Source organism: Undibacterium sp. GrIS 1.2, assembly GCF_040544435.1.
Classification (GTDB): Bacteria; Pseudomonadota; Gammaproteobacteria; order Burkholderiales; family Burkholderiaceae_D; genus Undibacterium.
Map to the genome: position 1 here is coordinate 37,580 of NZ_JBEONP010000026.1, position 24,412 is coordinate 61,991.

Genomic DNA, 24,412 nt, shown 5'->3' on the forward strand with positions numbered 1-24,412 from the left:
CTGGTAATTTGTAACAGAGTGGAGCGATTCTTGCATGTCTGTTCCCAACAAGTGTGTTCAACAGAACATGCCAATTTCGCGCAAGATCAGGATTATAGCGACTAGCAGCAATACTATCAGTAAGCACTAGGATCAGATGACCAACCGCAAGCCTCCAGATTCTGGTGTAACACCTCTCAGCCTCAAGATTGTGGTGGTGAATACGGTCGTCTTGCATGAGGATGAGCAAGACCTGCAGGTACAGGCGCAGTTGGCGCGCTCACGAGCCTTGCGCATTGGTTTATTGCAAGCTGGCTATAACATCATCGCTTCTATTCCAGGCGATTTCTACATGATAGATCGCATCGCGCAGTTACAGCCTGATATGATCATTATTGATGCTGAATCTGATTCGCGTGATGTGCTAGAACATATGGTGCTGGCGACCCGCGACGCGCCCAGACCCATCGTCTTGTTCACCGAGGACGGCAATCAATCCAATATGGCGGCCGCGATGGAAGCGGGCGTTTCTGCCTATGTCGTTGCTGGCTTGCACGCCGAACGTATTAAGCCGGTGCTGGATGTTGCGATGGCGCGCTTCAATGCCGATCAAAAGTTGCGTTCCGAGCTATCGGATACCAAGGCCAAACTGGCAGAGCGTAAAACCATCGAACGTGCTAAAGGTTTGCTAATGGAGCGTTACCATTTGTCAGAGAACGATGCGTATCAAAAACTGCGTAAGCAAGCGATGGAAAAAAACCTGAAACTGGTCGATCTGGCGCAGCGTATGTTGGATGTCGCCGATCTTCTGGGTTGATTTTGATGCGTGCAAAAATAGTGCGCTGCACAAATTAAGTGCCGCATTTACGTGCAGTCAGCGAATGTAAATCAATTTTTATTGGTAAAAGAATATTTTAAACGCTTTAAATGTAGAAAAATCCTGAAAAAAACCATGGCACGGCATTTGCATTAGAAATAGCAAGCGCCAACGATGGCGCAATTGCGAATCAGGCTAACGGCGGTCGGTTCGTATCAGACAAAGGTGTCTTTCCATGCAGCTCTTTTGAGTTTGCTGGTCAGGCGCCTTTTTTTTGTCCCGATTTTTTATGCTGGAGCACAATTATGTCGAATCACGAAACACCGAAGCAGGTACGAAAGCAGACATTTAAGCAAGCAAGTAGCGACGCAATAACTCATTCCGACAATAATGAAGGCGGTCACGATGATCAGGCAATCAATCTTAAGCGTCGTAGCGTTGTGCAAAGTGCCAGCTTACTTGCAGGAGCTAGCATGATGGGTTTATCGACCGGTGGTGTGTGGGCAGCAGGTTCCGACAAGCCAGAAAAAGAAGAGGTCCGTATTGGCTTCATTCCACTGACTGATTGCGCTTCGGTGGTCATGGCGTCGGTGCTGGGCTTTGATAAAAAATACGGCATCAAAATCATACCGAGCAAAGAATCCTCCTGGGCTAGCGTACGCGACAAATTAGTCAATGGCGAACTTGATGCGGCGCATTGTTTGTATGGCTTGATTTATGGCGTGCAAATGGGTGTCAGCGGTACCAAAAAAGACATGAATGTTCTCATGACCTTAAACAATAATGGTCAGGCAATCACCTTATTTAAAAAGCTGGCAGATAAAGGCGCAGTCGATGGTCCTGGCCTCGCCAAGCTAGTGCAAATGGATAAACGCGAATACACCTTCGCGCAGACTTTCCCTACCGGTACGCATGCGATGTGGTTGTATTACTGGCTAGCGACCTATGGCATCAATCCTATGAAGGACGCCAAAGTCATCACCGTACCGCCACCGCAAATGGTTGCCAATATGCGTGTTGGCAATATGGATGGCTATTGCGTTGGCGAGCCATGGAACCATCGCGCGATTGCCGATGGTATTGGCATCACTGCTGCAACGACACAAGATATCTGGAAAGATCATCCAGAAAAAGTGCTGGGTACCACAGCTGAATTTGTGCAAAAAAATCCGAATACTGCCAGAGCAATGACCGCCGCTATTTTAGAAGCGAGTCGCTGGATCGATGCTTCGCTGACCAACAAAAATAAGATGGCAGAAACCATCGCAGATAAGTCTTATGTCAACACCTCAGTTGACGTGATCAATCAACGTATTTTAGGTCGCTATCAAAATGGTTTGGGCAAAACCTGGGACGATCCTAACTACATGAAATTCTTTAATGATGGCGTGGTCAATTTCCCTTATCTGTCCGATGGTATGTGGTTCCTGACCCAGCACAAACGCTGGGGTTTGCTTAAGACTGATCCTGATTATCTGGAGGTTGCCAAAGCAGTGAATCGTATCGATATTTATAAAGATGCTGCGGCGATGGCAAAAGTCAGTGTGCCAAAAGAGGCGATGCGTAGTAGCAAGCTAATCGACGGCACAGTATGGGACGGGAAAAATCCAGCGGCCTATGCCGCAGCGTTCAAGATTAAGGCTTAGGAGTCGTCATGAGCATACTGGTCCAGGGCGTTAATGGTGTTGTGAGCGATACGACAAACGTAGAGCAAGTATCCACCGTAAAGTTTGCTGATGAAGTAAAAGAGGTCAACGCCATGCCGAGCATAGAAAATACAGGGAGCAAAGAAAAGTCTGAAAAGAAGGCCTCAAAACAGCGCTCCATGCGGCCATTTTTTCTCAGTGTTTTGCCACCATTACTTGGTATTGGTTTTTTAGTGCTGGTGTGGGAAATCATCGCATTTAAAACGACTTCCTTCCCATCCCCTTGGGTTACTTTGCAAGAGGCTATTCATCTTTTTTCAGACCCGTTTTATCGCAATGGACCGAACGATCAAGGCATAGGCTGGAATATTTATGCGTCCCTCAAACGCGTCGCTCTAGGCTTTGGTCTGGCAGCCGTCGTCGGCATTCCGCTAGGTTTTATGATCGGCAGATTCCGGTTTTTATCGGGCATGTTTAATCCTATCATCAGCTTGTTAAAACCGGTCTCACCTTTGGCATGGTTGCCTATCGGTTTGCTGGTATTTAAGTCGGCTGACCCTGCTGCAATCTGGTCTATTTTTATCTGCTCCATCTGGCCGATGATTATCAACACCGCGATTGGCGTACAGCGAGTACCACAAGATTATATGAACGTAGCGCGGGTGCTTAACTTATCTGAATGGAAGATTATCACCAAGATTTTATTCCCTTCGGTATTGCCCTATATGTTGACAGGTGTGCGTCTTGCGATTGGTACTGCCTGGCTCGTCATTGTTGCAGCAGAGATGTTGACTGGTGGCGTCGGTATCGGATTTTGGGTCTGGGATGAATGGAATAATCTCAACGTTCCCCACATCATCATCGCGATTGTTGTGATTGGTTTAGTGGGTTTGGTTTTGGAACAAATTTTAGTCGCTATTGCTCGTGCTTTTACTTATGAAGAGGTATCGTCATGACCGCATCTGAACTCCTCACGATAGAAGAACAATCTAAAGACCCTGCGGGCGATCAAAAATATATTGAAGTCAATCAAGTCGAGATGATGTTCAATACCAAAAAGGGTAGCTTCCATGCGCTGCGTGATATTAATCTCAAAGTCCGCAAAGGCGAATTTATTACCCTGATTGGTCACTCTGGTTGCGGTAAATCCACTTTGCTCAATTTGATTGCTGGTTTAACTGTCGCCACATCCGGTACTTTGCTTTGTGCGCACAGAGAAATTTCCGGCCCGTCGCCAGAACGCGGTGTGGTATTTCAAAACCATTCTTTGCTCCCTTGGTTGACCTGCTATGAAAACATTTATCTGGCAGTCGAGCGGGTTTTTGGCGCAGCGGAAAACAAAACTAAGCTACAAAAACGCACCATGCAAGCGCTGGCACTGGTTGGTTTAACCCACGCAGAAAAAAAACGTCCAAATGAAATCTCCGGCGGGATGAAGCAACGTGTCGGCATCGCCCGCGCCCTCGCTATTGAGCCCAAAGTCTTGCTAATGGATGAACCGTTCGGCGCACTCGATGCACTCACCCGCGCCCACTTACAAGACGAGCTGTTGAAGATTGTCGCCAAGACACAATCCACCGTCGTGATGGTGACGCATGATGTGGACGAGGCAGTCTTGCTGTCTGATCGTATCGTGATGATGACCAACGGTCCGGCAGCGACTATCGGTGAAATTCTCAGTGTGAAATTAGACCGGCCACGTGAACGGGTAGAGCTGTCACAAAATCCGCAGTACGCCGAATATCGCAGTGCCGTGCTGGAGTTTTTGTATCACAGGCAATCGCATCCATCAAAAGATGCAGCTTAAAACTAATACAAAACTGACATAGAGACAGATGTTCCGTGTCCGCTGGCAGACAGTGATTTGAGGAGTAACAAATGAAAAAGCTTAAATTGGTCATGGTAGGCAACGGCATGGCCGGTGTCCGCACCTTAGAAGAATTACTAAAGATCGCACCTGATCTGTATGACATTACGGTGTTCGGCGCAGAGCCGTATGCTAATTACAACCGGATATTATTGTCCCCCGTTCTGGCAGGAGAACAGACTATACAAGACATCATGCTTAATGATGTGGACTGGTACGAGCAAAACAATATCACTCTGTATCTGGGTAAAAAGATCGTCAAGATTGACCGGGTAAAACGTCTGGTGATTGCCGAGGATGGTACCCAGACCGAATACGATCGCTTATTGCTGGCAACTGGCTCTACGCCATTTATGTTGCCAGTGCCAGGCAAAGATTTAAAAGGAGTGATTGCCTATCGCGACATCCACGACACTAACACCATGATAGAGGCTGCGACACAGCATCAACATGCGGTCGTGATCGGCGGCGGCTTGCTGGGATTAGAAGCGGCGAATGGTCTGAAATTGCGTGGCATGGATGTCTCGGTAGTGCATTTGCCAGGTTGGTTGATGGACAGACAATTAGACCCAGTCGCCGGTGGCATGCTGAGAAAATCATTAGAGGATCGCGGCCTTAACTTCTTATTAGAAAAAAATACAGAAGCGATTATCGGCGACGAACATGGTCGCGTTAAAGCGATTCGCTTCTCGGATGGTCTAGAAATTCCTGCACAGTTGATTGTGATGGCAGTTGGGATTCGCCCCAACACCGCATTAGCAGAATCCGCAGGCATTTATTGCAACCGGGGCATCATCGTTAATGACACGATGCAAACCTACGATCCAAGGATTTATTCCGTCGGTGAATGCGTCAATCATCGCGGTACGGTGTACGGCTTAGTGGCACCTTTGTTTGAAATGGCCAAAGTATGTGCGACCCATTTAGCCAATTTTGGCATTGGTCGTTATCAGGGTTCCGTCACCTCTACCAAACTCAAAGTCACTGGCATTGATTTGTTTTCTGCTGGCGAATTTATGGGCGGCAAAGATACAGAAGAAATTATTTTGTCCGACCCGATAGGTGGCGTGTATAAAAAACTAGTACTTAAAGATGACAAGCTGATTGGTGCCTGTTTGTACGGCGATACGGTGGATGGTAGCTGGTATTTCTCTCTGCTGCGTGAAGGTAAAAACATCTCTGAGATTCGTGACACGCTGATGTTTGGCGAATCCAATACCGGTCGTCCTGGCGATGTCGGACATGAGGGTTTTACTAAGGCGGCTGCCATGCCAGATACCGCCGAAGTCTGCGGTTGCAATGGTGTGTGCAAAGGTGCCATCGTTAAAGCGATTAAAGAGAAGGGCTTGTTTACCCTGGAAGATGTGCGCAAACATACCAAGGCATCAGCCTCTTGCGGTTCATGCACGGGATTGGTGGAGCAGATCATTATGTTCACCGCGGGTGGCGATTACTCCAAGCCAAACAAAGCCAAAGCCATGTGTAGCTGCACCGATCATACGCATCAGGAAGTCCGCGACGCGATCAAAAAAGAGAAGCTATTGACGGTTATCTCCACCATGCAAACCATGGCATGGCGCACACCAAATGGCTGTTCATCTTGCCGGCCAGCGATCAATTATTATTTGATTTCTACCTGGCCGCGTGAGGCGATCGACGATCCGCAATCGCGCTACATTAATGAACGTTCGCATGCCAATATTCAAAAAGATGGCACCTATTCTGTCATTCCGCGTATGTGGGGTGGCGAGACCAATGCCCGCGATTTGCGCCGGATCGCCGACGTCGTGGATAAATTTAATATCCCGACGGTGAAGGTGACGGGCGGTCAACGGATCGATTTACTTGGCGTAAAAAAAGAAGATCTGCGTGAAGTCTGGCATGACTTAGGAATGCCATCCGGTTTGGCCTACGCCAAGGGTTTGCGGACGGTGAAGACTTGTGTCGGTAGCGAATGGTGTCGTTTCGGTACTCAAAACTCGACCTTGATGGGACAACAGTTGGAGCGTGAACTGGCGCTGATGTATTCGCCGCATAAAGTCAAACTGGCGGTGTCAGGTTGTCCGCGTAATTGCGCCGAGGCAGGTATCAAAGACGTCGGTGTGATTGGTGTCGATTCGGGCTGGGAGATTTATGTCGGTGGCAACGGAGGTATCAAAACCGAGGTCGCACAATTTCTGGTCAAGCTGAAAACGCATGAAGAAGTAATGGAATATTCCGGCGCGTTTTTGCAACTGTACCGCGAAGAAGGTTGGTATTTGGAGCGCACCGTGCATTACATCGCGCGCGTCGGTCTTGATCATGTCAAACAAGCCGTATTGGAAGATGAAGAGCGTCGTAAAGATTTATATCAGCGCTTGCTGTTTTCGCTGGAAGGCGAATCCGATCCTTGGCATGAACCAGAAAAAGCGCAAGTCGATACGCGGCAGTTTGAAATGTTATCTGCGTCCTGAGCCAAGAACAGAACAATCGTTGAACCGGAAGGAAATACTATGTCTCAACAATGGAAGCCGATTTGCAAAGTCGATGACATTCCAGTTTTAGGCGCCCGCATCGTCACCCGTAGCGCCAAACCGGACGTCGCCATTTTTCGTAATGGCGAGAATAAAGTATTTGCGCTACTGGACAAGTGCCCACATAAAGGCGGGCCACTTTCTCAGGGCATCGTCTTCGGTGAGAAAGTTGCATGCCCGCTGCATAACTGGAATATCGAATTGCAGACGGGTTGTGCGGTGTCTCCCGATGAAGGATGTACGCAAAAATTTAGTATCAAGGTGGAGAATGAGCAGATTTTTTTAGATGCTGACGAGCTGAAAAGTCTAGGGCTGGGTGTAGCTGGAGCAATGAGTTTAGTCACTACGTGATTTTTAAGTTTTTAATTTGTACAAAAAATTACGAGAACTCACAAAACTTCCCAAGTTATAGACTGAAATTTAATATACTCCCCCTCATTTTTATAAAAATAGCCTGATTGTCCATAGAATATATGGACAATAAAATATACTGGTAATGAGTATATTTAATCTGTGTATGTATTGAATCTACTTGTTCAGTGCTTCAGGCAATCATCAAAAAGGTAAAAACATGACCGAAACCCTCTCCACCTGTTGCTATTGCGGGGTCGGTTGCGGCGTTATTATTGAGACCGGAGAGGACGCTGCCAAACAACGGCAAGTCATTGGCGTACGTGGTGATCCCAAACATCCTGCCAACTTTGGACGCTTGTGCAGTAAGGGCAGCACTTTGCATTTGTCAGCGCAACCTGCAATCCAGCGACAAACCCGCGCTCTGTATCCCGAAATGCGATCTGCCCGCGACCAATCTCGCACGCAAGTGGCCTGGGATGATGTGCTGCAACACATGGCAGAGCAGTTTGCCACTACGATCAAAACGCACGGCCCCGATAGCGTGGCCTTGTATGTCTCAGGACAATTGCTGACGGAAGATTATTACGTCTTCAATAAGCTCGCCAAGGGTTTGATCGGTACCAACAATATCGATAGCAATTCGCGCTTGTGTATGTCCAGCGCGGTCGCTGGCTATAAGCAAACCTTAGGTGCCGATGCGCCACCTGCCTGCTATGAAGATATTGATCTGGCTGAGGTCATTTTTATTGTTGGCTCCAACACGGTCTATGCGCATCCCATTTTGTATCGCCGGATTGAAGATGCCAGAAAAAATAATCCGCAACTCAAAGTCATCGTCGCTGATCCGCGCCGCACCGACACAGCCCGCGATGCCGATTTATTTTTAGCCATCCTGCCGGGCACCGATGTCGCTTTGTTCAATGGGATGCTGCATTTGTGTTTGTGGGAAGACTTAGTCGATCTTGATTACATTGCAGCACATACTGAGGGCTTCGCGCAGCTGAAACAAACCGTACGAGATTACACACCGAAATTTGTCGCGCAAACTTGCGGAATTAGCGAGGCAGATCTGGTGCAGGCGGCGCGCTGGTTTGGGCAATCCAAGGCGACGCTCTCTTTGTATTGTCAGGGGCTAAATCAATCCGCATCGGGCACGGCAAAAAACACGGCGCTGATTAATCTGCATCTGGCAACACATCAGATCGGTAAGCCCGGCGCAGGCCCTTTCTCTTTAACCGGGCAACCCAATGCCATGGGCGGGCGTGAGGTCGGTGGTATGGCTAACCTGATGTCGGGTCACAGAGAGTTATCGAATCCAGAACACCGTGCCGAGGTTGCTGCACTCTGGGGCGTAGACGATGTTCCCGCCGCGCCGGGTAAAACAGCGGTGGAGCTATTCGACGCCGTGCTTGCAGGTGAGATCAAAATTATCTGGATTGTTTGTACTAATCCTGCGCAATCAATGCCAGAGCAAAATCTTATTCGCGCTGCTCTGAAAAAGGCCGAGTTAGTGATCGTGCAGGAGGCCTACAGCACGACTGCCACCGTGCCTTATGCCGACATTTTATTACCTGCCACCACATGGGCGGAGAAGTCTGGAACCGTCACCAATTCGGAGCGCCGCATCACGCGTGTTAATCCAGCGTTGGATAAGCCAGGCGAGACCAAACATGATTGGGAAATCGCCACCCTGTTTGCACGTAAGCTGGAAGTTTTGATGGGTAAAATTACCTCAATTTTCCCTTACGAAACACCTGAGCAAGTCTGGAACGAACATCGCGAAAGTACACGTGGTCGTGATTTGGATATTACCGGCCTTTCATACGAGATTTTAGAAACTGTCGGTGCACAACAATGGCCCTACGCGGAGGGTGCCAGCCAGGGTAAATTACGTTTATATGAGGATGGTATTTTTCCGACTGCCAGCGGACGCGCTAGCTTTGTCAATACGGTATACCAGCCGGTAAAAGATAAGGTCGATGCGCGCCACCCTTTCCAACTCAATACCGGACGTTTGCGTGATCAATGGCATGGCATGAGTCGCACTGGCACGGTAGCACAGCTATTCGCGCATGCTGCTGAGCCGGGTATCGCGATGACTAAACAAGATATGGAAAGACGTCAGCTAAAAAATGGCGATCTGGTACATGTGACTAACAAGCGCGGCTCACAGATTTTTGCCGCGCAAGAGAGCGATGAAATGCGTGCCGGTCAGGTTTTTGTTGCGATGCATTGGGGTGAAGAATACATATCAGGTCGCGGCCACGGTGAGAATGCTGCTTATGGTGTGAACACACTGACTTCGCCAGCGATAGATCCAAGCTCTAAACAGCCGGAACTTAAAGCCGCTGCGGTCAAAATTGTGAAAGCAGAATTACCGTGGCGCTTTGTCGCCTTTGCCTGGGCCGAGCCTGAGCAAGTATTCCAGTTGCAGCAAGCCTTGCGCCCATTCATGCGCCAGTTTGCCTATGCGACCTGCATCCCTTTCGGACGTGAAAAAACTGGCATTATTTTCCGCGCCGCCGATGATGTCGCTGCTACACCAGAACTGATACAGGAGATAGAACAATTGTTTGGTATCGCAGGTGAGCAGGTTTTGCGTTACGACGACGCCAGACGTGGCAATGCTCGACATATCACGATTAAAGACGGTGCTCTTACAGCGGTGTCATTAGCGGGCGATATCTCGGCCGAGGGTTGGCTCAAAGCCTATTTAACTGATCAGGAACCGGTCGCCAAATTAGGTCGTTTACTACTGATGCCAAGCACCAGCGCGCCGCAAGGTTTTGCGGTGCGCGGCAAAATTGTCTGCAATTGTTTAAACGTTGCAGATACCGAAATCAATCGAGCATTGACGCTGATGGGTGGCACATCGGATAGCATGCCAGATGAGTTGCTTGCAGGTTTACAATCGCGCTTAAAATGTGGCATGAGCTGCGGCTCTTGCGTACCTGAGTTGAAGAAGATGATAGTGCAGCGTGCAGCGCCCGTGCCTGCTTAAATATAATAGCTGCTTTCCCATGATTGCCGAGCGGTTTGCTCGTTGGCGGACCTTCGGTGTAAGCTATGCAGATGACAAATACAGATCACTCTATCAATCAATCCTCTAATAAAGAGGCTTTCCCTGCAGCCCGGTTTATCAAAGAAATCGGACGTGGTAAGGAAGGTGCGCGCAGTATGTCGCAAGAAGATGCGCAACTGCTGTACAGCGCCATGCTGGAAGGCCGGGTTTCAGATTTAGAAATGGGCGGCATCTTATTAGCGATGCGGATTAAAGGCGAGTCGGTCAAAGAGATTGCCGGTTTTATGGCGGCTGCGCAATATGCTGTAGTCCGTCTGACCGCGCCAGTCGATAGCGATTACGCCCCGGTGCTGATCCCAACTTATAACGGTGCTCGTAAAAAAGCAAACTTAACGCCTTTGCTGGCCTTGCTATTGGCGCGACAGGGGGTGCCAGTATTGGTACATGGAGTTTTAACCGATGCCGGGCGCGTGACGACTGCTGAGATTTTTCAGGCACTTGGTAAACCGTTAGCGACTTCTGCTGCAGAGGCCGAAGCCTTGATGTCACAGCGAGAACCAGCTTTTATGCCGATCAATGTCTTGTCGCCAGCGATGACGCGCATCTTGGCGATGCGCCGTATTCTTGGTGTGCGCAATTCTACCCACACGCTGGTGAAAATCTTACAGCCATTCACTAGCGCTGCCTTGCGCTTGACCTCTTATACCCACCCCGAATATCAGATTATGTTGCGCGAGTATTTTTCTCATAGTGCGCCGCATGAGCGTGGTGATGCATTTTTAATGCGTGGTACTGAGGGAGAAACGGTTGCCAGTACCGGTCGAGCGCAGCAGATTGATTGGTTTCATGCCGGTGAATGTACGACATTGGTACAGACACATCAAAGTTTGTCTGGCGACTTACCCGACACGCCGGAGACTTGTGATGCTATAACTACGGCACACTGGATCAGGTCGGTATTGGCAGGTGATATTCCTGTCCCTGCGAATATTGCTGATCAGCTTGAGCACTGTATCTCGGTGGCAAAATTATTGAAACAGCGCACGGTGAATACCTGAATGCTTGAATCGTTAAGTGACTGATCGTCGCTGCACAAATAAAAACGCCGGATTAAATCCGGCGTTTTTTTGACGAGCATCTAGTCGATTTTTATAAAGACTTTAAATCAATTAGAAATTGGCCTTCAGCTGAATACCATAGCTGCGTGGCTCATTCAAAATACCTGTCAAATTGTTGAAGTCAATTGCGGCGATGACTTGTTGCTTGTTCGTAATGTTGCGGCCATACGCAGCGACTTCGTATTTGCCGTCACCCCATTTGTAACCCACACGCAATCCGCCTTCTAACAAAGACTTCGCTGTGTATTCTTTTGCTTCATACAAGAACATATTGTAAGTATCTTTGTATGCCCAATCGGTAAATACGTACAGATCGCCATTGCCAATTGGTGTCGTGTATTTCAGCGTAAAGTTACCAACCCACTTCGGTGCGCGTGGTAATGGATTACCACCGATGAGCACTGTACCGGCAACTGGGCCAGCAGGATTGGTGACGGTACAGCCGTTACCGCAAGGTGCCACGAATAATTTGGCATCCTTGATTTCAGTCTCGTTATAGCTGGTGCCAAACGTGGTTTTCCAATTGCGGTTTAAGTTAGCTTGCAGTTCCAGTTCAAAACCTTGACCAGTTGCTTTATCTGCATTGACTAGTTTGTTTTGATTGACGCTGCCGCTACCTGCGGTTAATTGCAGATCTTTAACGGTGTATTGGAATACGGTTGCGCTGATACGGGCAGTATTGTCAAGAATGTCCTTCTTCACACCAGCTTCAAACGACAGATTTTTCTCTGGGTTTGCAACTGAAATATCATTGCCAAACAGAACGCGACCCTGGATACTTGGTGCGCGATAGCCGGTTGCAATACGTCCAAAAAAGTTGGTTTGCGCATCAGCTGCATAGTTCGCACCCAAATCCCAACTGACGTTAGTAGAGCTAGGATGCGCTGTCAGTTGTGCCGTGCCTGCACCGCCTCCTGGAGTCACAAAACGTTGTGCATCAAAGTCTTTTTTGTCGCTGGTATAACGCACGCCGCCGCGTAATTTCAACTGGTCATTGACAGCGTAATTAAGCGAGCCAAAAGTTGCCCAGGATTTGGAATGTTGATGCTGATTGGCATAACCATCTTGGACATTGCCAGCTAAAGAGTTGTAGTCAAAACTATCGACCTGGATATCTTCTTTAAAGTAGTACACACCAGCAATCCATTGCAGCGGATCTTTGGTATTGGACTGTACCCGGAATTCTTGAGTGATTTGTTTCAAATCAGGAATGCCGTCGGCTGTTTCTGACGGGAATGGAATAAATCCAGGCCCCATCGGCAATGCAAATGAAGCGCCATAACCACCATCCACGTCAGCGCGGCTATACACTCTGGCTTTGTCGTAACCAGTCACGGAGTAAAGAGTCATGCCATCTAAATCCCAGCGCAGACGCATGCTGGCGCCGCTGGAGTTGAGTGTCTGCTTGTTGATACCGTCAGTAGGATAGACGGAATAATCGAAACCAGGGACGATGTTATTCGTACCTTTTTGAATGATATTGGCGCGGAACAAGGTGGCATTGCCGGACATGTCGCGGCCATGCACATTAAACAAAGCGCTGAAACCACTATTTTTGTAGGCTAACTGGATACGTGCAGCTTTGTCGTCATAACCTTCCAGTGTCTTGGTACCGGTCGAGCGTGGATTGGTCACGCGGTCATCACGGGTTTGGGATTGTCCGGAAACGCGCAATGCCCAATCGCTATTCAATGGTACGTTGACAGCACCCTCCAGATTGACCGCGCCATAATTACCGAAGCCTGCATTGCCATAGCCTTCAAAGACACCGGTTGGTTTGGTGGATTCAAACTTTACTACACCGGCTGGTGAGTTACGTCCGAACAAAGTACCTTGCGGGCCACGCAAAACTTCAACCTGATCAACGTCAAACACGGGGAAGCCTTTGAGAATCGGGCTCTCTTGTACTACGTCATCATAGATCAGACCAACTGGTTGGGATGCATTCAAATCGAAATCAGTATTGCCCAGACCACGGATATAAAAACGTGGGAAAGTGCGGCCAAAATCCGATTCAATATTCAAACTTGGCACGCGGGAGGCGAGGAAGCGAATATCCATACCTGCTGCGTTGTAAGTATCGAGTGCCTCACCTTTGATGGCAGAGATCGACATCGGTACTTCTTTGATGTTTTCTGAGCGGCGGTTGGCGGTAACGATCACTGTTTCCAATTTAGTCGGATCAGTTTTGGCGTCGGTTGATGCAGGCGCGGTCTGCGCCATAGCTGCGTGCATCGGGAAAGCTGTCGCAACAGCGATCGCGAGCAGGCTTAACTTAATAGTCGGTTTAGGCATTTGATTTCATCCTTCAGGTTAAATAATTTTTACATCAAGTCAGATCAAGTCACATCGAGTTACATCTACCGAGTTACATTTACATCAGATTAAATCGCATCAGATCGGGAGGCCGGGGAGGGCATCTACCCATTGAATGAGTGTTCAAAGCAGCGTGTGAATAGTGTCTTTACACATTCGCTTAAAGCGTCGTTATCGAACTCGTTACATTGATTTTGTGACCGACAGCGCAATCGTTTGCGTCACCGATGTTTCTGTTATCTCTTCTTGCGTAAGTCAAGTCAAGATTTAGTTAATCTTGTCTTCAAATTTCGTCAATATGTGTAAATTACGTTGCGGATTTAAAACAGAATATTGGTATGCGGGAATCTTATGAGGCCATCTTGCTGATATTGAAACGTGTTTTAAAAAAGAATAGCGGGGACTTGCGCGAACAATAATTACGGACATGTTTTTAACAAAGTCAAAGGGCGTTTTTCTGATTTTGCGAGCTTAGTGATCATTCATTCAATTGCGTTAAATCAATATACTGGAAGGATGTATTTTTAATTGTCTATATAATCATTGGTCTGCAAGAGATTTTTCATAAAAATGATGGGGAGTATATTGGCTTGTCCGTGACTGACTTGCTCATCGGCTACAATCACGGCTTCTATGTAATCGCTTCTACTATCTAAGTAAGAAAATAAAAATGAACGACTCCGTCAGCATCACACCCAAGCCCTCCGGCATATCCAGTACCCCTGGCAAACAATATGATGTCGTCGTCATTGGCGCAGGCGCAGCGGGCATGATGTGCGCCTCCGTTGCCGGGCAGCGTGGCAAAAAAGTGTTGCTAGTTGACCATGCCAGCAAGTTGGCAGAAAAAATCCGTATCTCTGGCGGCGGACGTTGCAATTTTACAAATATGCAAGCGGGGCCGAATAATTTCTTATCTGAGAATCCGCATTTTTGTAAAAGCGCTTTATCGCGCTACACCCCGCAAGATTTTTTGGCATTGATCAAACGCCATCACATCGCCTACCACGAGAAACATAAGGGGCAATTATTTTGCGATAACAGCGCAGAGGACATTATTTCTATGCTGAAGTCGGAATGCGATGCCGGTAAGGTGCAATGGCGCATGCCGTGCAAAGTTCTTGAGGTCCAGCATATTGATGATGGATTCTTGATTCAGACCGAGCAGGGCGCTATCACAGCAAAGCAGCTGGTGATTGCGACTGGTGGCTTATCGATTCCTAAAATTGGCGCAACCGAATTTTCATACAAAATCGCAAGGCAATTTGACTTGAAAATTGTCGAGCCTCGTCCAGCATTAGTGCCGCTGACGTTCGATGCCAAAACGTGGGAGCCGTTTGTACCCTTATCTGGTATTTCGCTGGAAGTTGATATAGAAACAGGCGAGAAAAAGAATAAAGCAGTATTTCGTGAGGATTTATTGTTTACCCATCGCGGCTTGTCTGGCCCAGCGGTATTGCAGATATCTAGTTTCTGGCAGGCAGGACAATCTATTACCGTTAATTTGCTGCCAGAAATTGATATCGCGGAGGAGCTAATCACCGGCAAAGCTAGCATTAAGAAAAATTTATCCAATCATCTGGCGCAGCATTTACCTGCGCGGCTGGTGGATGGATTGCTGACCGCAAATGGTTTTGCAGGCGATGCCAGAGTGGCGGATATGAGCGACAAGCGCCTGCGCCAAGTGGGTGACAGCATTAATCGCTGGCAATTAATCCCGAACGGATCGGAAGGGTATCGTAAAGCTGAGGTGACGCGCGGCGGGGTTGATACACGCGAGCTGTCGCAGCAAAGCATGATGGTGAAGAATGTTCCTGGCTTATATTTTATTGGCGAGGCGGTTGATGTGACTGGTTGGCTAGGCGGCTATAACTTCCAATGGGCCTGGGCATCGGGCGTTGCTGCGGGTAATGCGGTTGATTAGCAGGATTAGCAGGTTCGAATAAAGTTTGATTTAATAATAAAAGACTGGCGTTGTTTTTTATCGGACTAAGGTACTGCCTACTGTATTTTTATTTGTCCAGACGATATCTGGACGATAGCTATAGTTTTTAACCATACTCCCTAAAGTGTTGAATTTTACGATGTGGTTTTTGAGTTTTGGTAATGCCAGTAAAGCAGGTTTACGATTACTTTTTTGCACAAGATTGCGTAAGATTTAATCAAGCTACTTCCAAACGCCTAAAAACTCTGCTATTATCTCGTTCTTCCTATAAATTTTTCATTGGTTCCGAACTTAAATGACCACAATTCGCCTTAAAGAAAACGAGCCGTTCGAAGTCGCTATGCGTCGCTTCAAGCGCACCATCGAAAAGACCGGTCTGTTGACCGAATTGCGCGCACGCGAGTTTTACGAGAAGCCAACTGCCGAGCGCAAGCGCAAGCTGGCAGCCGCAGTAAAACGCCACTACAAACGCATTCGTAGTCAGCAATTGCCTAAAAAGATGTATTAATTTCGTTTGGTGCTGCTAGCAGTGCCATTCAAAAATTGCATTAGTATTTGGCTTTAGCATGCCCGCTCCGGTAATACGCAGCGGGCTTTGTTGTTTTTATCAATTTGCATTAAATCGCACTTAGCTAAGCGGAGTTAAGTCAATTTTTTGTACTTATTCTATCGTCAGGAAATTCCATGAGCTTAAAAGATCAAATTACCGAAGACATGAAATCAGCAATGCGTGCCAAAGAGATGACAAAGCTGGGCACGATACGCTTGATTACTGCCGCCATGAAGCAAAAAGAAGTGGATGAGCGAATTGAATTGACCGACACATTGGTGCTCGCCATCATAGAAAAAATGATTAAGCAGCGCAAAGATTCCATCACACAGTTTGAGGCCGGGAATCGCCAGGATTTGGCAGATATCGAAAAAGCAGAGCTGGCTATTTTGTGTGCCTATATGCCCGCTGGTTTGACTGATGCAGAAATGCAGGCAGAAGTTGCCGCCGCTGTCGCCGCGAGTGGTGCAACTGGTGCGCAGGATATGGGTAAAGTGATGGCAATATTGAAGCCGAAATTGGCGGGCCGTGCTGATATGACGGTGGTCTCTGGTTTGGTAAAAGCAGCTTTGTTGTCTCGTTGATATTTCTTGTTTTGCTCTTTGTCACTTAGTTTGCCGCTTTGATTCCTCAAACCTTTATTCAGGATTTGCTCGCCCGCGTTGATATTGTCGATGTGGTGGGTAAGTACGTGCAGTTGAAAAAAGGCGGCGCAAACTACATGGGATTGTGTCCGTTTCACAACGAGAAATCTCCTAGCTTTACGGTAAGCCCGACTAAGCAGTTTTATCATTGTTTCGGTTGCGGTGCGCACGGCACTTCCATTGGATTTTTGATGGAATATTCGGGAATGAGCTTTGTCGACGCAGTCAAAGACTTGGCGCAAAGCAACGGTATGATAGTGCCGGAAGACGATAAATTACTTCCTGCGCAACGTGCAGAAGTCCAGGCAAAAAGTCTGGCGCTAACTGATGTGATGACCAAAGCCTGCGATCATTACCGTACACAATTGCGTAGCGCCGAAGGGGCGATTGCCTACCTGAAAAAGCGTGGCTTGACGGGGGAGATCGCCGCTCGTTTCGGGTTGGGTTATGCGCCAGATGGCTGGGATGGCTTGCGCGCAGTTTTCCCTGATTATGCAGCGCCGCCTTTGGTTGAGGCTGGTCTCGTAATCGATAAAAGCGAAGAAGAGGGTGGTGGACGCAAGCGCTATGATCGTTTTCGTGATCGCATCATGTTTCCAATTCGCAATACTAAAGGGCAAGTTATAGGTTTTGGTGGTCGTATTTTGGAGCAAGGTGAGCCGAAGTACTTGAATTCACCTGAAACGCCGCTATTTCAAAAGGGTTTTGAGCTGTATGGTTTGTTTGAGGCGCGGCAAGCGATACGTGAAGCGGGTTATGTGCTTGTCACCGAAGGTTATATGGATGTGGTGGCGTTAGCGCAGATGGGTTTTCCGCAAGCAGTAGCGACCTTGGGTACGGCTTGCACACCAACTCACGTGCAAAAATTGTTGCGTCAGACTGATCATGTGATTTTTAGTTTTGATGGGGACAGTGCTGGACGTCGTGCTGCCAGACGCGCGCTGGATGCTTGTTTGCCGCATGCAAATGACAATAAAGTCATTAAATTTTTATTTTTGCCGACGGAGCACGACCCGGATAGTTATATCCGCGAGCTAGGAAATGATGCCTTTGCTCAGCAGGTTCAGGATGCGATGCCACTGTCACAGTTTTTCATGAAAGAAGTGATTGGTGATAGCGATTTATCTACGGCTGAGGGGAGGGCAAAAGTCCAGTTTGATGCAAAGCCGTTGTTGCAACAAATGCCGCCTTCTGGTTTGCGTTTGCAAATGGTGCGTAGCCTGGCTCAAGTTACTAAGACCACACCGTCAGAAATTGAAGCATTGTTTGAATTGGCTCAGCCTGTATCGCGTATAAAAATTGCGCCGCCAAAAAGTAGGCGCAGTGCTCCGGTTGGTCTGGAGCGACAAATCATGCGGATTTTAGTTGCCCACCCATCGCTCTCTTTATTGCTTGATGCGGCAGCTTTGGCTGATGCAGCACAACTTGCGCCCGATGGCGCTGAGATGTTGACGCAGTTGGTGTTGGTGGCGCAAACCATGGGGCAGCAGGCCAATTTTGCGGCTTTGGCTGAGCATTTACGGACCACAGGTGCAGACTATGATGCCTTGATTGCAGAAATAGCCGAGCAAACCGAAACCGATATTGACGTGGTAAAGCAAGAATTGGCGGGTGCAATACGGCAAATGCGGTTTCAGGTATTAAAGGCGGAGATGGAGGCGCTGGCTGCATCAGGTTTGCGTGATGCGGTTGATATTGCCCGTTATCGTGAAATTATGCAGTTGCAAGAGGCTTTGCGTCGCCAGGCTGTGGCAGAAGTGGCAGTGCGATGATCTTTGGTTAAGCATGGCGTTGCCTATTTTTTGCTCAATAAAATTGAACTGAAATACGGTGGGGCTAGAGTAAAGCCTATGCTCGTGGTATAATTAAAAGCTTTCGATTCAAGGTCTTAGGTTGTTTCATTCTGAGCGGAGAGGTTTTAGAACTGCTTAGAATGTGTTGTTTAGGTGAGCGTAATGCTCCTCCGAGTAACCCAAAATACTGGCGCTGAGACTCGGGTAGTCTGACATAGAAAAGGGTGTAGTTCTTCGTACAGATCAATTGATCTGACGGATGATCATTGTCTTTTTATATGAACTAGATTGCCACCTCTGTTCTGGTAGGTTTGATTCAATGGCTAAAGCAATGAAGAAACCCGCGAACACTCCGATATCCTCAGCAGCAAAAAAAGTGGTGGCCAAAACGGCTCCGGCAAAGTCTGTCCCTAAAGTTGCAGTTACTAAGGCTGTAATTTCGGCTAGTAAAACTAAGCCAGCAACAACAAAAGTAGTGACTAAGACGGCCGTAAAAATGCCGGCAAAAAAAGAGGTTGCGAAAGATGTTAAAGCACCTAAAGTGATAAAAGCAGTGGCTAAGCTGGACGCAACTAAAACTGCTGTAGATAAATCCAAAGCCAGGAATATTGTAAGAGATGAACCCAAGGCGAGCGTTAAAGCGTTATCTAAGGAAGCGACGGGCAAGACTGCAAAGCCAGTAGCGAAGGCTGATGGCGCATCTAAAGATTCATCCAAAGACGCATTAAAAGACTCAAATAAGCACGCTTCTGATCTGCCGGCGGGCAAAAAAGCGGACAAGCCACAAACTGCACCATTGAAAGCTTCTGTGACAATTAACAAGACCGATCCAAAGACAGTGATTAAACCAACTAAGAATTCAGCAAAGGCTGACAAAGCACCTGAAATTCAGGAAATCAAGTCCGGTTCTGCGCCTGCTGTTAGCCAGACTACGGATGCTGCCGTGTTGGCTGCAATTGACACCTCAGGCTATATTTTGCCTGGTGTTAAAGTGCCAGGTCGTCGCGGTCGTAAGCCAAAAGAATATCAGCCTGAGAATGAAGATTTAGCTGCGCTGAATGCTGTTGAGCGCGCAGAAATGAAAGCGATCGACAAAGCCAAGGCGAAGGATCGCAAAGCAAAAGAAAAAGCTTTGCTGAAAGATGCCTTCTCTGCCGATCCAGAAGCGACCGCAGAAGAGTTAGAGCGTCGTCGCCAAAAGCTGAAAACTTTGATCAAGTTAGGTAAGGATCGTGGTTATCTAACCTTTGCCGAGATCAACGATCATTTGCCAGAAAACGTGGTCGATCCTGAAGCAATTGAAGGCATCATCGGTACTTTTAACGACATGGGCGTCGCCGTCTATGAACGTGCGCCAGATGCTGAAACATTGTTACTGTCTGATAACGTAGTTACCGTTACCAGCGATGACGACGAGGTTGAGGCTGCTGCTGAAGCGGCGTTGTCTACCGTTGATTCTGATTTCGGTCGCACTACTGATCCTGTCCGTATGTATATGCGTGAAATGGGTTCGGTTGAGTTGCTGACGCGCGAGGGCGAAATTGTCATCGCCAAAAAAATCGAAGAAGGTCTGAAGGACATGATTCAGGCGATCTCTGCCTGCCCGACAACGATTGCTGAGATTCTGGTTTCAGCAGAGCGTATTCGTAATGACGAGATTAAGATTGACGAGTTGGTTGATGGTTTAGTTGATCCCAACGCAGTCGAAGAAGAAGAAAAGCCTGTTGTAGTCGTGGTAGAAGAGGAAGAGGACGAAGAGGAAGAAGAGGAAGAGGAGGAAGAGGAAGATGAAGAGGCAAGCGCCGCTGGTGCCGCTGCTATCTCCGCCGAGCAATTAGAACAATTGAAGCGTGACTCCTTAGCTAAATTTGATATCATCTCCACCAATTTTGACAAGATGCGTAAATCCTTTGAAAAAGAGGGTTACAACTCAAAGTCCTACATCAAAGCGCAGGAAGCGATTTCCAACGAATTGATGGGCATCCGTTTTACCGCTAAAGTCGTTGAGAAATTATGTGACACTTTGCGCGGTCAAGTGGATGAAGTTCGCCATGTAGAAAAACAGATTCTGGAAGTAGTAGTTAACCGTTGCAACATGCCACGTAGTCATTTCATCAAAGTATTTCCAGGTAATGAAGTCAACCTGAAATGGGTTGAAGGCGAAGTTAATGCCGGCCATTCTTACAGCGCTATTTTGGGTCGTAATGTACCGTCAGTACAGCAGCTCCAGCAAAAGCTGATCGATCTGCAGGCACGGGTAGTTTTACCTTTGCCTGATTTACGCGGCATCAATAAAAAGATGTCTGCTGGCGAAATGAAAGCACGTAAAGCCAAGCGTGAAATGACGGAGGCCAACTTGCGTCTGGTGATTTCTATCGCGAAAAAATATACTAATCGTGGTTTGCAATTCTTAGATTTGATCCAGGAAGGCAACATCGGTTTGATGAAGGCGGTAGATAAGTTTGAATATCGCCGTGGTTATAAGTTTTCTACTTATGCTACATGGTGGATTCGCCAGGCGATTACCCGTTCTATTGCGGATCAGGCGCGTACGATTCGTATCCCGGTGCACATGATTGAGACCATCAATAAGATGAATCGTATCTCACGTCAGATTTTGCAAGAGACTGGTGTAGAGCCAGATCCAGCGACGTTGGCAATCAAGATGGAAATGCCGGAAGATAAAATCCGCAAGATCATGAAGATTGCTAAAGAACCGATTTCAATGGAAACACCGATCGGTGACGATGATGATTCACATCTGGGTGATTTCATTGAAGACAATCATACATTGGCACCGGCAGATGCAGCGTTGCACGCATCTATGCGTAATGTCGTTAAAGATGTATTGGATTCATTGACCCCGCGTGAAGCTAAAGTATTGCGTATGCGTTTTGGTGTTGAGATGTCCACTGACCACACCTTAGAAGAAGTAGGTAAACAGTTTGACGTAACACGTGAGCGTATTCGTCAAATAGAAGCCAAGGCATTGCGTAAATTACGCCATCCATCACGTTCTGATAAGCTGAAAAGCTTCCTAGAAGGTAATTAATGTAATACAATTGGCGTCGGTTTTTTCGACGCCTGTTTTGCGTTTGAATTTGAGCTTTTTTTTGAATTCAACAATTTGCAGGTGACAGCGTTAAAGCGATACCTGCATAACCCTGATAAAGATTCTTACACGGATATTTGTCAGATTTAAGCAGCTTAGCTTGCAGAAAGAATTGGGCCTCTAGCTCATGTTGGTTAGAGCAGCGGACTCATAATCCGTTGGTACCGTGTTCGACTCACGGGAGGCCCACCATCATACAATGACTGATATCAAGTCCAATCCTGAGCAGATCGCTACCGTTGTAGTAGATTCTGCCCCCTCTGTACCTACCATACGTTTCGAAGATTTCGGACTGTCGCCTGAGATTTTGCGCGCTTTATCTGATCAAGGTTACGTACACCCCACACCGATTCAAGCTGAGGCAATTCCTATCGTATTGCAAGGCCGCGATGTGATGGGTGCTGCACAAACGGGTACTGGCAAAACTGCTGGCTTCTCGCTGCCGATTATTCAATTGTTATTAGCACACGCGAGTACCAGTGCCTCGCCAGCTCGTCATCCCGTACGTGCTTTAATTTTGACGCCGACGCGTGAACTGGCTGATCAGGTTGCCGAAAACGTTCAGGCATATTCGCGCCATACTCCGCTGCGTTCTACGGTCGTTTTTGGCGGTATGGATATGGCGCCACAGACAGCTGCCTTGCGTGCCGGTGTTGAGATTGTGATTGCGACACCTGGTCGCTTGTTGGATCACATTCAGCAGAAAACGATTAACTTATCGCAGACGCAAATCCTGATCATGGATGAAGCGGACCGTATGTTAGACATGGGCTTTTTGCCTGATCTGCAACGCATCATTAATTTGTTGCCAAAGCAGCGTCAGAACTTAATGTTCTCTGCTACGTTCTCGCCAGAAATTAAAAAACTGGCTGCCAGTTTTTTAAGCAATCCAGTAATGATCGAGGTCGCACGCAGCAATGCAACTGCAGATAACGTCACACAAATTTTGTATAAAGTGGCTGAGGAAGAGAAGCGCGACGCGGTCTCGTTCATTATCCGCGAGCGTGGTTTAAAACAAGTAATCGTTTTTTCCAATACCAAGATTGGTGCTTCGCGTCTGGCCGTGCATTTAGTCAAACAAGGTGTAAAAGCCTCAGCAATCCATGGTGATAAATCTCAGGCAGAGCGCATGGCTGCTTTGGATGCATTCAAACGTGGAGAAGTTGAAGTGCTGGTAGCGACCGATGTGGCCGCACGTGGTTTAGATATCGCCGAACTGCCTTGCGTCATCAACTACGATTTACCGTATAACGCAGAAGATTATGTCCATCGGATTGGCCGCACTGGCCGTGCTGGTGCGACTGGCGATGCGATTTCTTTGCACACAGATAAAGATGAGCGCTTGCTGCTTGATATTGAAAAATTGATCAAGCAAAAAATCGTCAAAGTACAATTGGCAGGTTTTGTCGCGCAGACACAGCAATTAGCGGAGCGTAAACCACGTCAATTCAGTAGCGATAGAGCGGCTGAAAAATCAACGGATAATGTAGAAGGCAGATCAGCAGGTAGATCAATAGACAGAACGGCCGAAAAGTCATTCGATCGTCCTGCACGTAGTTTTAATCCACCAAGAGAAAAAGTCGATCCTTGGTTTTTAAAGCCTTACGAACCTAGTGCATCGTCGATCAAAGTAGCGGCAACGAGTGAAAATAAAACAGCAGCCAAACCGCAGAAAAAAGCGGCATTGCTTGGCGGTCTGCGTCGGCCTGATTGATTGCCATTAAATCTTAACTTGGTTCCAAATTGGTTCCGACTCAGTTCTAATCCTCTCGCGCTGTTCCAGTAATTGTCTCCATGCTGTAACAGCGCCATGCCAAAATTCTTCCAAGGTGTCTCCGTATTGTTGGGTCTCGATTTTTAATCCCAATAATTCTGCAGCTGGTAGTAAAGCCTGACGTAGTACATCACGTTCGCTGCCACTGACATCAATCGCTTGCGCGCCAGTTTGTTTAGACAGTTTGTCACCATTGGCATTGGCAACCACCGGGATATGCAAATACTGCACATGCGGCAATCCCAGCAAATCTTGTAAATAAATTTGCCTCGGCGTCGAGTCTAATAAATCGTCACCGCGTACAACATGAGTTACACCTTGCGCCGCATCGTCAACCACCACAGCGAGTTGATATGCCCAGAAACCATCCGCGCGTTTTAAAACAAAATCACCGGCCTCGGTCGCAATATTTTGACTGATTTCACCTAGCCATCGGTCGGTGAATGTCACCAGACCTTGATCTTCATCCGGCACCCGCAAGCGCCAGGCGCGGGCGGGTTTGTTGTTTGCCAGACCTGCACGGCAAGTGCCCGGATAAATCACTAAACCAAATCGTGAGGTTGACGGTAGCGTTGAAGTTGAATTTGGGATTGAAGTTAAAGTTGAAGTGCGAGAACTACGCCGCGAATCAGCAATCTCTTTACGCGAACAGCTGCAGGGATAAATCATCGGGGCTAGTTGCCGGAAAGCGGTTTCGTATAAATGGGTGCGCTGGCTTTGCCATTCAATGGCATCGTTCCATTGCATTTTGCATCGGCACAGTAGTTCTATAATGGCTAAATCGGCGCCTTTGACATCTCTGTCAAAGTCTAAATCTTCGATTCTGAGTAGCCATTTTCCATCGTGGGCTTTTGCGTCTAAGTAACTCGCCATTGCCGCCACTAAAGACCCCATATGTAAGGCGCCCGTGGGGGAGGGGGCAAAACGTCCGACATAGTTATTCAACTTATTCAAGCTAGTCACCA

17 protein-coding genes and 1 tRNA gene are annotated in these 24,412 nt (G+C 47.7%); 15 read left to right on the forward strand and 3 right to left on the reverse strand.

Annotation, left to right across the window (positions count from 1 at the left end):
- Window positions 1–136 precede the first annotated feature (136 nt).
- From AAKU61_RS12695 to ybiB, 8 genes are all read left to right on the forward strand, one after another.
- The gene (locus tag AAKU61_RS12695; RefSeq protein ID WP_354332730.1) at window positions 137–796 is read left to right on the forward strand and encodes an ANTAR domain-containing response regulator; all 660 of its coding nucleotides are present in this window, start codon (window positions 137–139) and stop codon (window positions 794–796) included.
- A gap of 473 nt (window positions 797–1,269) precedes the next feature.
- Complete coding sequence (locus tag AAKU61_RS12700) at window positions 1,270–2,442, forward strand: CmpA/NrtA family ABC transporter substrate-binding protein (RefSeq protein ID WP_503012612.1); 1,173 nt, start codon at window positions 1,270–1,272, stop codon at window positions 2,440–2,442.
- 8 nt (window positions 2,443–2,450) lie between these two features.
- The gene (gene ntrB, locus AAKU61_RS12705; protein ID WP_503012611.1) at window positions 2,451–3,398 is read left to right on the forward strand and encodes a nitrate ABC transporter permease; all 948 of its coding nucleotides are present in this window, start codon (window positions 2,451–2,453) and stop codon (window positions 3,396–3,398) included.
- 83 nt (window positions 3,399–3,481) lie between these two features.
- Window positions 3,482–4,249: an ABC transporter ATP-binding protein gene (locus AAKU61_RS12710; protein ID WP_416200163.1), complete on the forward strand. Its 768-nt coding sequence runs from the start codon at window positions 3,482–3,484 to the stop codon at window positions 4,247–4,249.
- Window positions 4,250–4,320: 71 nt separating this feature from the next.
- Window positions 4,321–6,762 carry a nitrite reductase large subunit NirB gene (gene nirB, locus AAKU61_RS12715; protein ID WP_354332733.1) on the forward strand — a complete coding sequence of 814 codons (2,442 nt, stop codon included), beginning with the start codon at window positions 4,321–4,323 and terminating at the stop codon, window positions 6,760–6,762.
- 39 nt (window positions 6,763–6,801) lie between these two features.
- The gene (gene nirD / locus AAKU61_RS12720) at window positions 6,802–7,173 is read left to right on the forward strand and encodes a nitrite reductase small subunit NirD (protein WP_354332735.1); all 372 of its coding nucleotides are present in this window, start codon (window positions 6,802–6,804) and stop codon (window positions 7,171–7,173) included.
- A 220-nt stretch (window positions 7,174–7,393) separates the two neighbouring features.
- On the forward strand, window positions 7,394–10,177 hold the full coding sequence (locus AAKU61_RS12725; protein WP_354332737.1) for a nitrate reductase: 2,784 nt from the start codon (window positions 7,394–7,396) through the stop codon (window positions 10,175–10,177).
- Between the two features lie 71 nt (window positions 10,178–10,248).
- Complete coding sequence (ybiB, locus tag AAKU61_RS12730; protein WP_354332739.1) at window positions 10,249–11,256, forward strand: DNA-binding protein YbiB; 1,008 nt, start codon at window positions 10,249–10,251, stop codon at window positions 11,254–11,256.
- A 111-nt stretch (window positions 11,257–11,367) separates the two neighbouring features.
- On the opposite strand, the gene AAKU61_RS12735 is transcribed toward ybiB, so the two are convergent.
- Entirely contained in the window at window positions 11,368–13,611 is a 2,244-nt protein-coding gene (locus tag AAKU61_RS12735; RefSeq protein ID WP_354332740.1) for a TonB-dependent receptor, read from the reverse strand.
- 691 nt (window positions 13,612–14,302) lie between these two features.
- Here AAKU61_RS12735 and AAKU61_RS12740 point away from each other — a divergent pair.
- The 4 genes from AAKU61_RS12740 to dnaG all read left to right on the forward strand — a co-directional run bounded on the left by AAKU61_RS12740 (window position 14,303) and on the right by dnaG (window position 18,540).
- On the forward strand, window positions 14,303–15,553 hold the full coding sequence (locus tag AAKU61_RS12740; RefSeq protein WP_354332742.1) for a BaiN/RdsA family NAD(P)/FAD-dependent oxidoreductase: 1,251 nt from the start codon (window positions 14,303–14,305) through the stop codon (window positions 15,551–15,553).
- Between the two features lie 316 nt (window positions 15,554–15,869).
- Window positions 15,870–16,082, forward strand: a complete 213-nt coding sequence (gene rpsU / locus AAKU61_RS12745) for a 30S ribosomal protein S21 (protein ID WP_005877634.1) — start codon at window positions 15,870–15,872, stop codon at window positions 16,080–16,082.
- Window positions 16,083–16,258: 176 nt separating this feature from the next.
- The gene (locus tag AAKU61_RS12750) at window positions 16,259–16,708 is read left to right on the forward strand and encodes a GatB/YqeY domain-containing protein (RefSeq protein WP_354332745.1); all 450 of its coding nucleotides are present in this window, start codon (window positions 16,259–16,261) and stop codon (window positions 16,706–16,708) included.
- 38 nt (window positions 16,709–16,746) lie between these two features.
- Window positions 16,747–18,540: a DNA primase gene (gene dnaG, locus AAKU61_RS12755; RefSeq protein ID WP_354332747.1), complete on the forward strand. Its 1,794-nt coding sequence runs from the start codon at window positions 16,747–16,749 to the stop codon at window positions 18,538–18,540.
- A 264-nt stretch (window positions 18,541–18,804) separates the two neighbouring features.
- Here the strand turns inward: dnaG and AAKU61_RS12760 are convergent, their stop codons facing one another.
- Window positions 18,805–19,383, reverse strand: coding sequence for a hypothetical protein (locus AAKU61_RS12760; RefSeq protein ID WP_354332748.1), 579 nt, complete (start codon window positions 19,381–19,383; stop codon window positions 18,805–18,807).
- Here AAKU61_RS12760 and rpoD point away from each other — a divergent pair.
- The 3 genes from rpoD (at window position 19,370) to AAKU61_RS12775 (ending at window position 23,387) form a co-directional block, all read left to right on the forward strand.
- The gene (rpoD, locus tag AAKU61_RS12765; RefSeq protein WP_354332750.1) at window positions 19,370–21,613 is read left to right on the forward strand and encodes an RNA polymerase sigma factor RpoD; all 2,244 of its coding nucleotides are present in this window, start codon (window positions 19,370–19,372) and stop codon (window positions 21,611–21,613) included. The genes AAKU61_RS12760 and rpoD overlap by 14 nt on opposite strands.
- 174 nt (window positions 21,614–21,787) lie before the next feature.
- Window positions 21,788–21,865: transfer RNA gene (locus AAKU61_RS12770), tRNA-Ile, on the forward strand.
- 7 nt (window positions 21,866–21,872) lie between these two features.
- The gene (locus AAKU61_RS12775) at window positions 21,873–23,387 is read left to right on the forward strand and encodes a DEAD/DEAH box helicase (protein WP_354332752.1); all 1,515 of its coding nucleotides are present in this window, start codon (window positions 21,873–21,875) and stop codon (window positions 23,385–23,387) included.
- A gap of 6 nt (window positions 23,388–23,393) precedes the next feature.
- Here AAKU61_RS12775 and gluQRS read toward each other — a convergent pair whose 3' ends face one another.
- A complete protein-coding gene (gene gluQRS, locus AAKU61_RS12780; protein WP_503012613.1) occupies window positions 23,394–24,392 on the reverse strand; it encodes a tRNA glutamyl-Q(34) synthetase GluQRS in 999 nt (332 codons plus the stop codon).
- Between the last annotated feature and the right edge of the window lie 20 nt (window positions 24,393–24,412).

Coding starts and splice junctions, on each gene's coding strand:
- AAKU61_RS12695 (WP_354332730.1), top strand. CDS start 137: ATGACCAACCGCAAGCCTCCAGATTCTGGTGTAACACCTCTCAGCCTC.
- AAKU61_RS12700 (WP_503012612.1), top strand. CDS start 1,270: ATGATGGGTTTATCGACCGGTGGTGTGTGGGCAGCAGGTTCCGACAAG.
- ntrB (WP_503012611.1), top strand. CDS start 2,451: ATGAGCATACTGGTCCAGGGCGTTAATGGTGTTGTGAGCGATACGACA.
- AAKU61_RS12710 (WP_416200163.1), top strand. CDS start 3,482: ATGATGTTCAATACCAAAAAGGGTAGCTTCCATGCGCTGCGTGATATT.
- nirB (WP_354332733.1), top strand. CDS start 4,321: ATGAAAAAGCTTAAATTGGTCATGGTAGGCAACGGCATGGCCGGTGTC.
- nirD (WP_354332735.1), top strand. CDS start 6,802: ATGTCTCAACAATGGAAGCCGATTTGCAAAGTCGATGACATTCCAGTT.
- AAKU61_RS12725 (WP_354332737.1), top strand. CDS start 7,394: ATGACCGAAACCCTCTCCACCTGTTGCTATTGCGGGGTCGGTTGCGGC.
- ybiB (WP_354332739.1), top strand. CDS start 10,249: ATGACAAATACAGATCACTCTATCAATCAATCCTCTAATAAAGAGGCT.
- AAKU61_RS12735 (WP_354332740.1), bottom strand. CDS start 13,611: ATGCCTAAACCGACTATTAAGTTAAGCCTGCTCGCGATCGCTGTTGCG.
- AAKU61_RS12740 (WP_354332742.1), top strand. CDS start 14,303: ATGAACGACTCCGTCAGCATCACACCCAAGCCCTCCGGCATATCCAGT.
- rpsU (WP_005877634.1), top strand. CDS start 15,870: ATGACCACAATTCGCCTTAAAGAAAACGAGCCGTTCGAAGTCGCTATG.
- AAKU61_RS12750 (WP_354332745.1), top strand. CDS start 16,259: ATGAGCTTAAAAGATCAAATTACCGAAGACATGAAATCAGCAATGCGT.
- AAKU61_RS12775 (WP_354332752.1), top strand. CDS start 21,873: ATGACTGATATCAAGTCCAATCCTGAGCAGATCGCTACCGTTGTAGTA.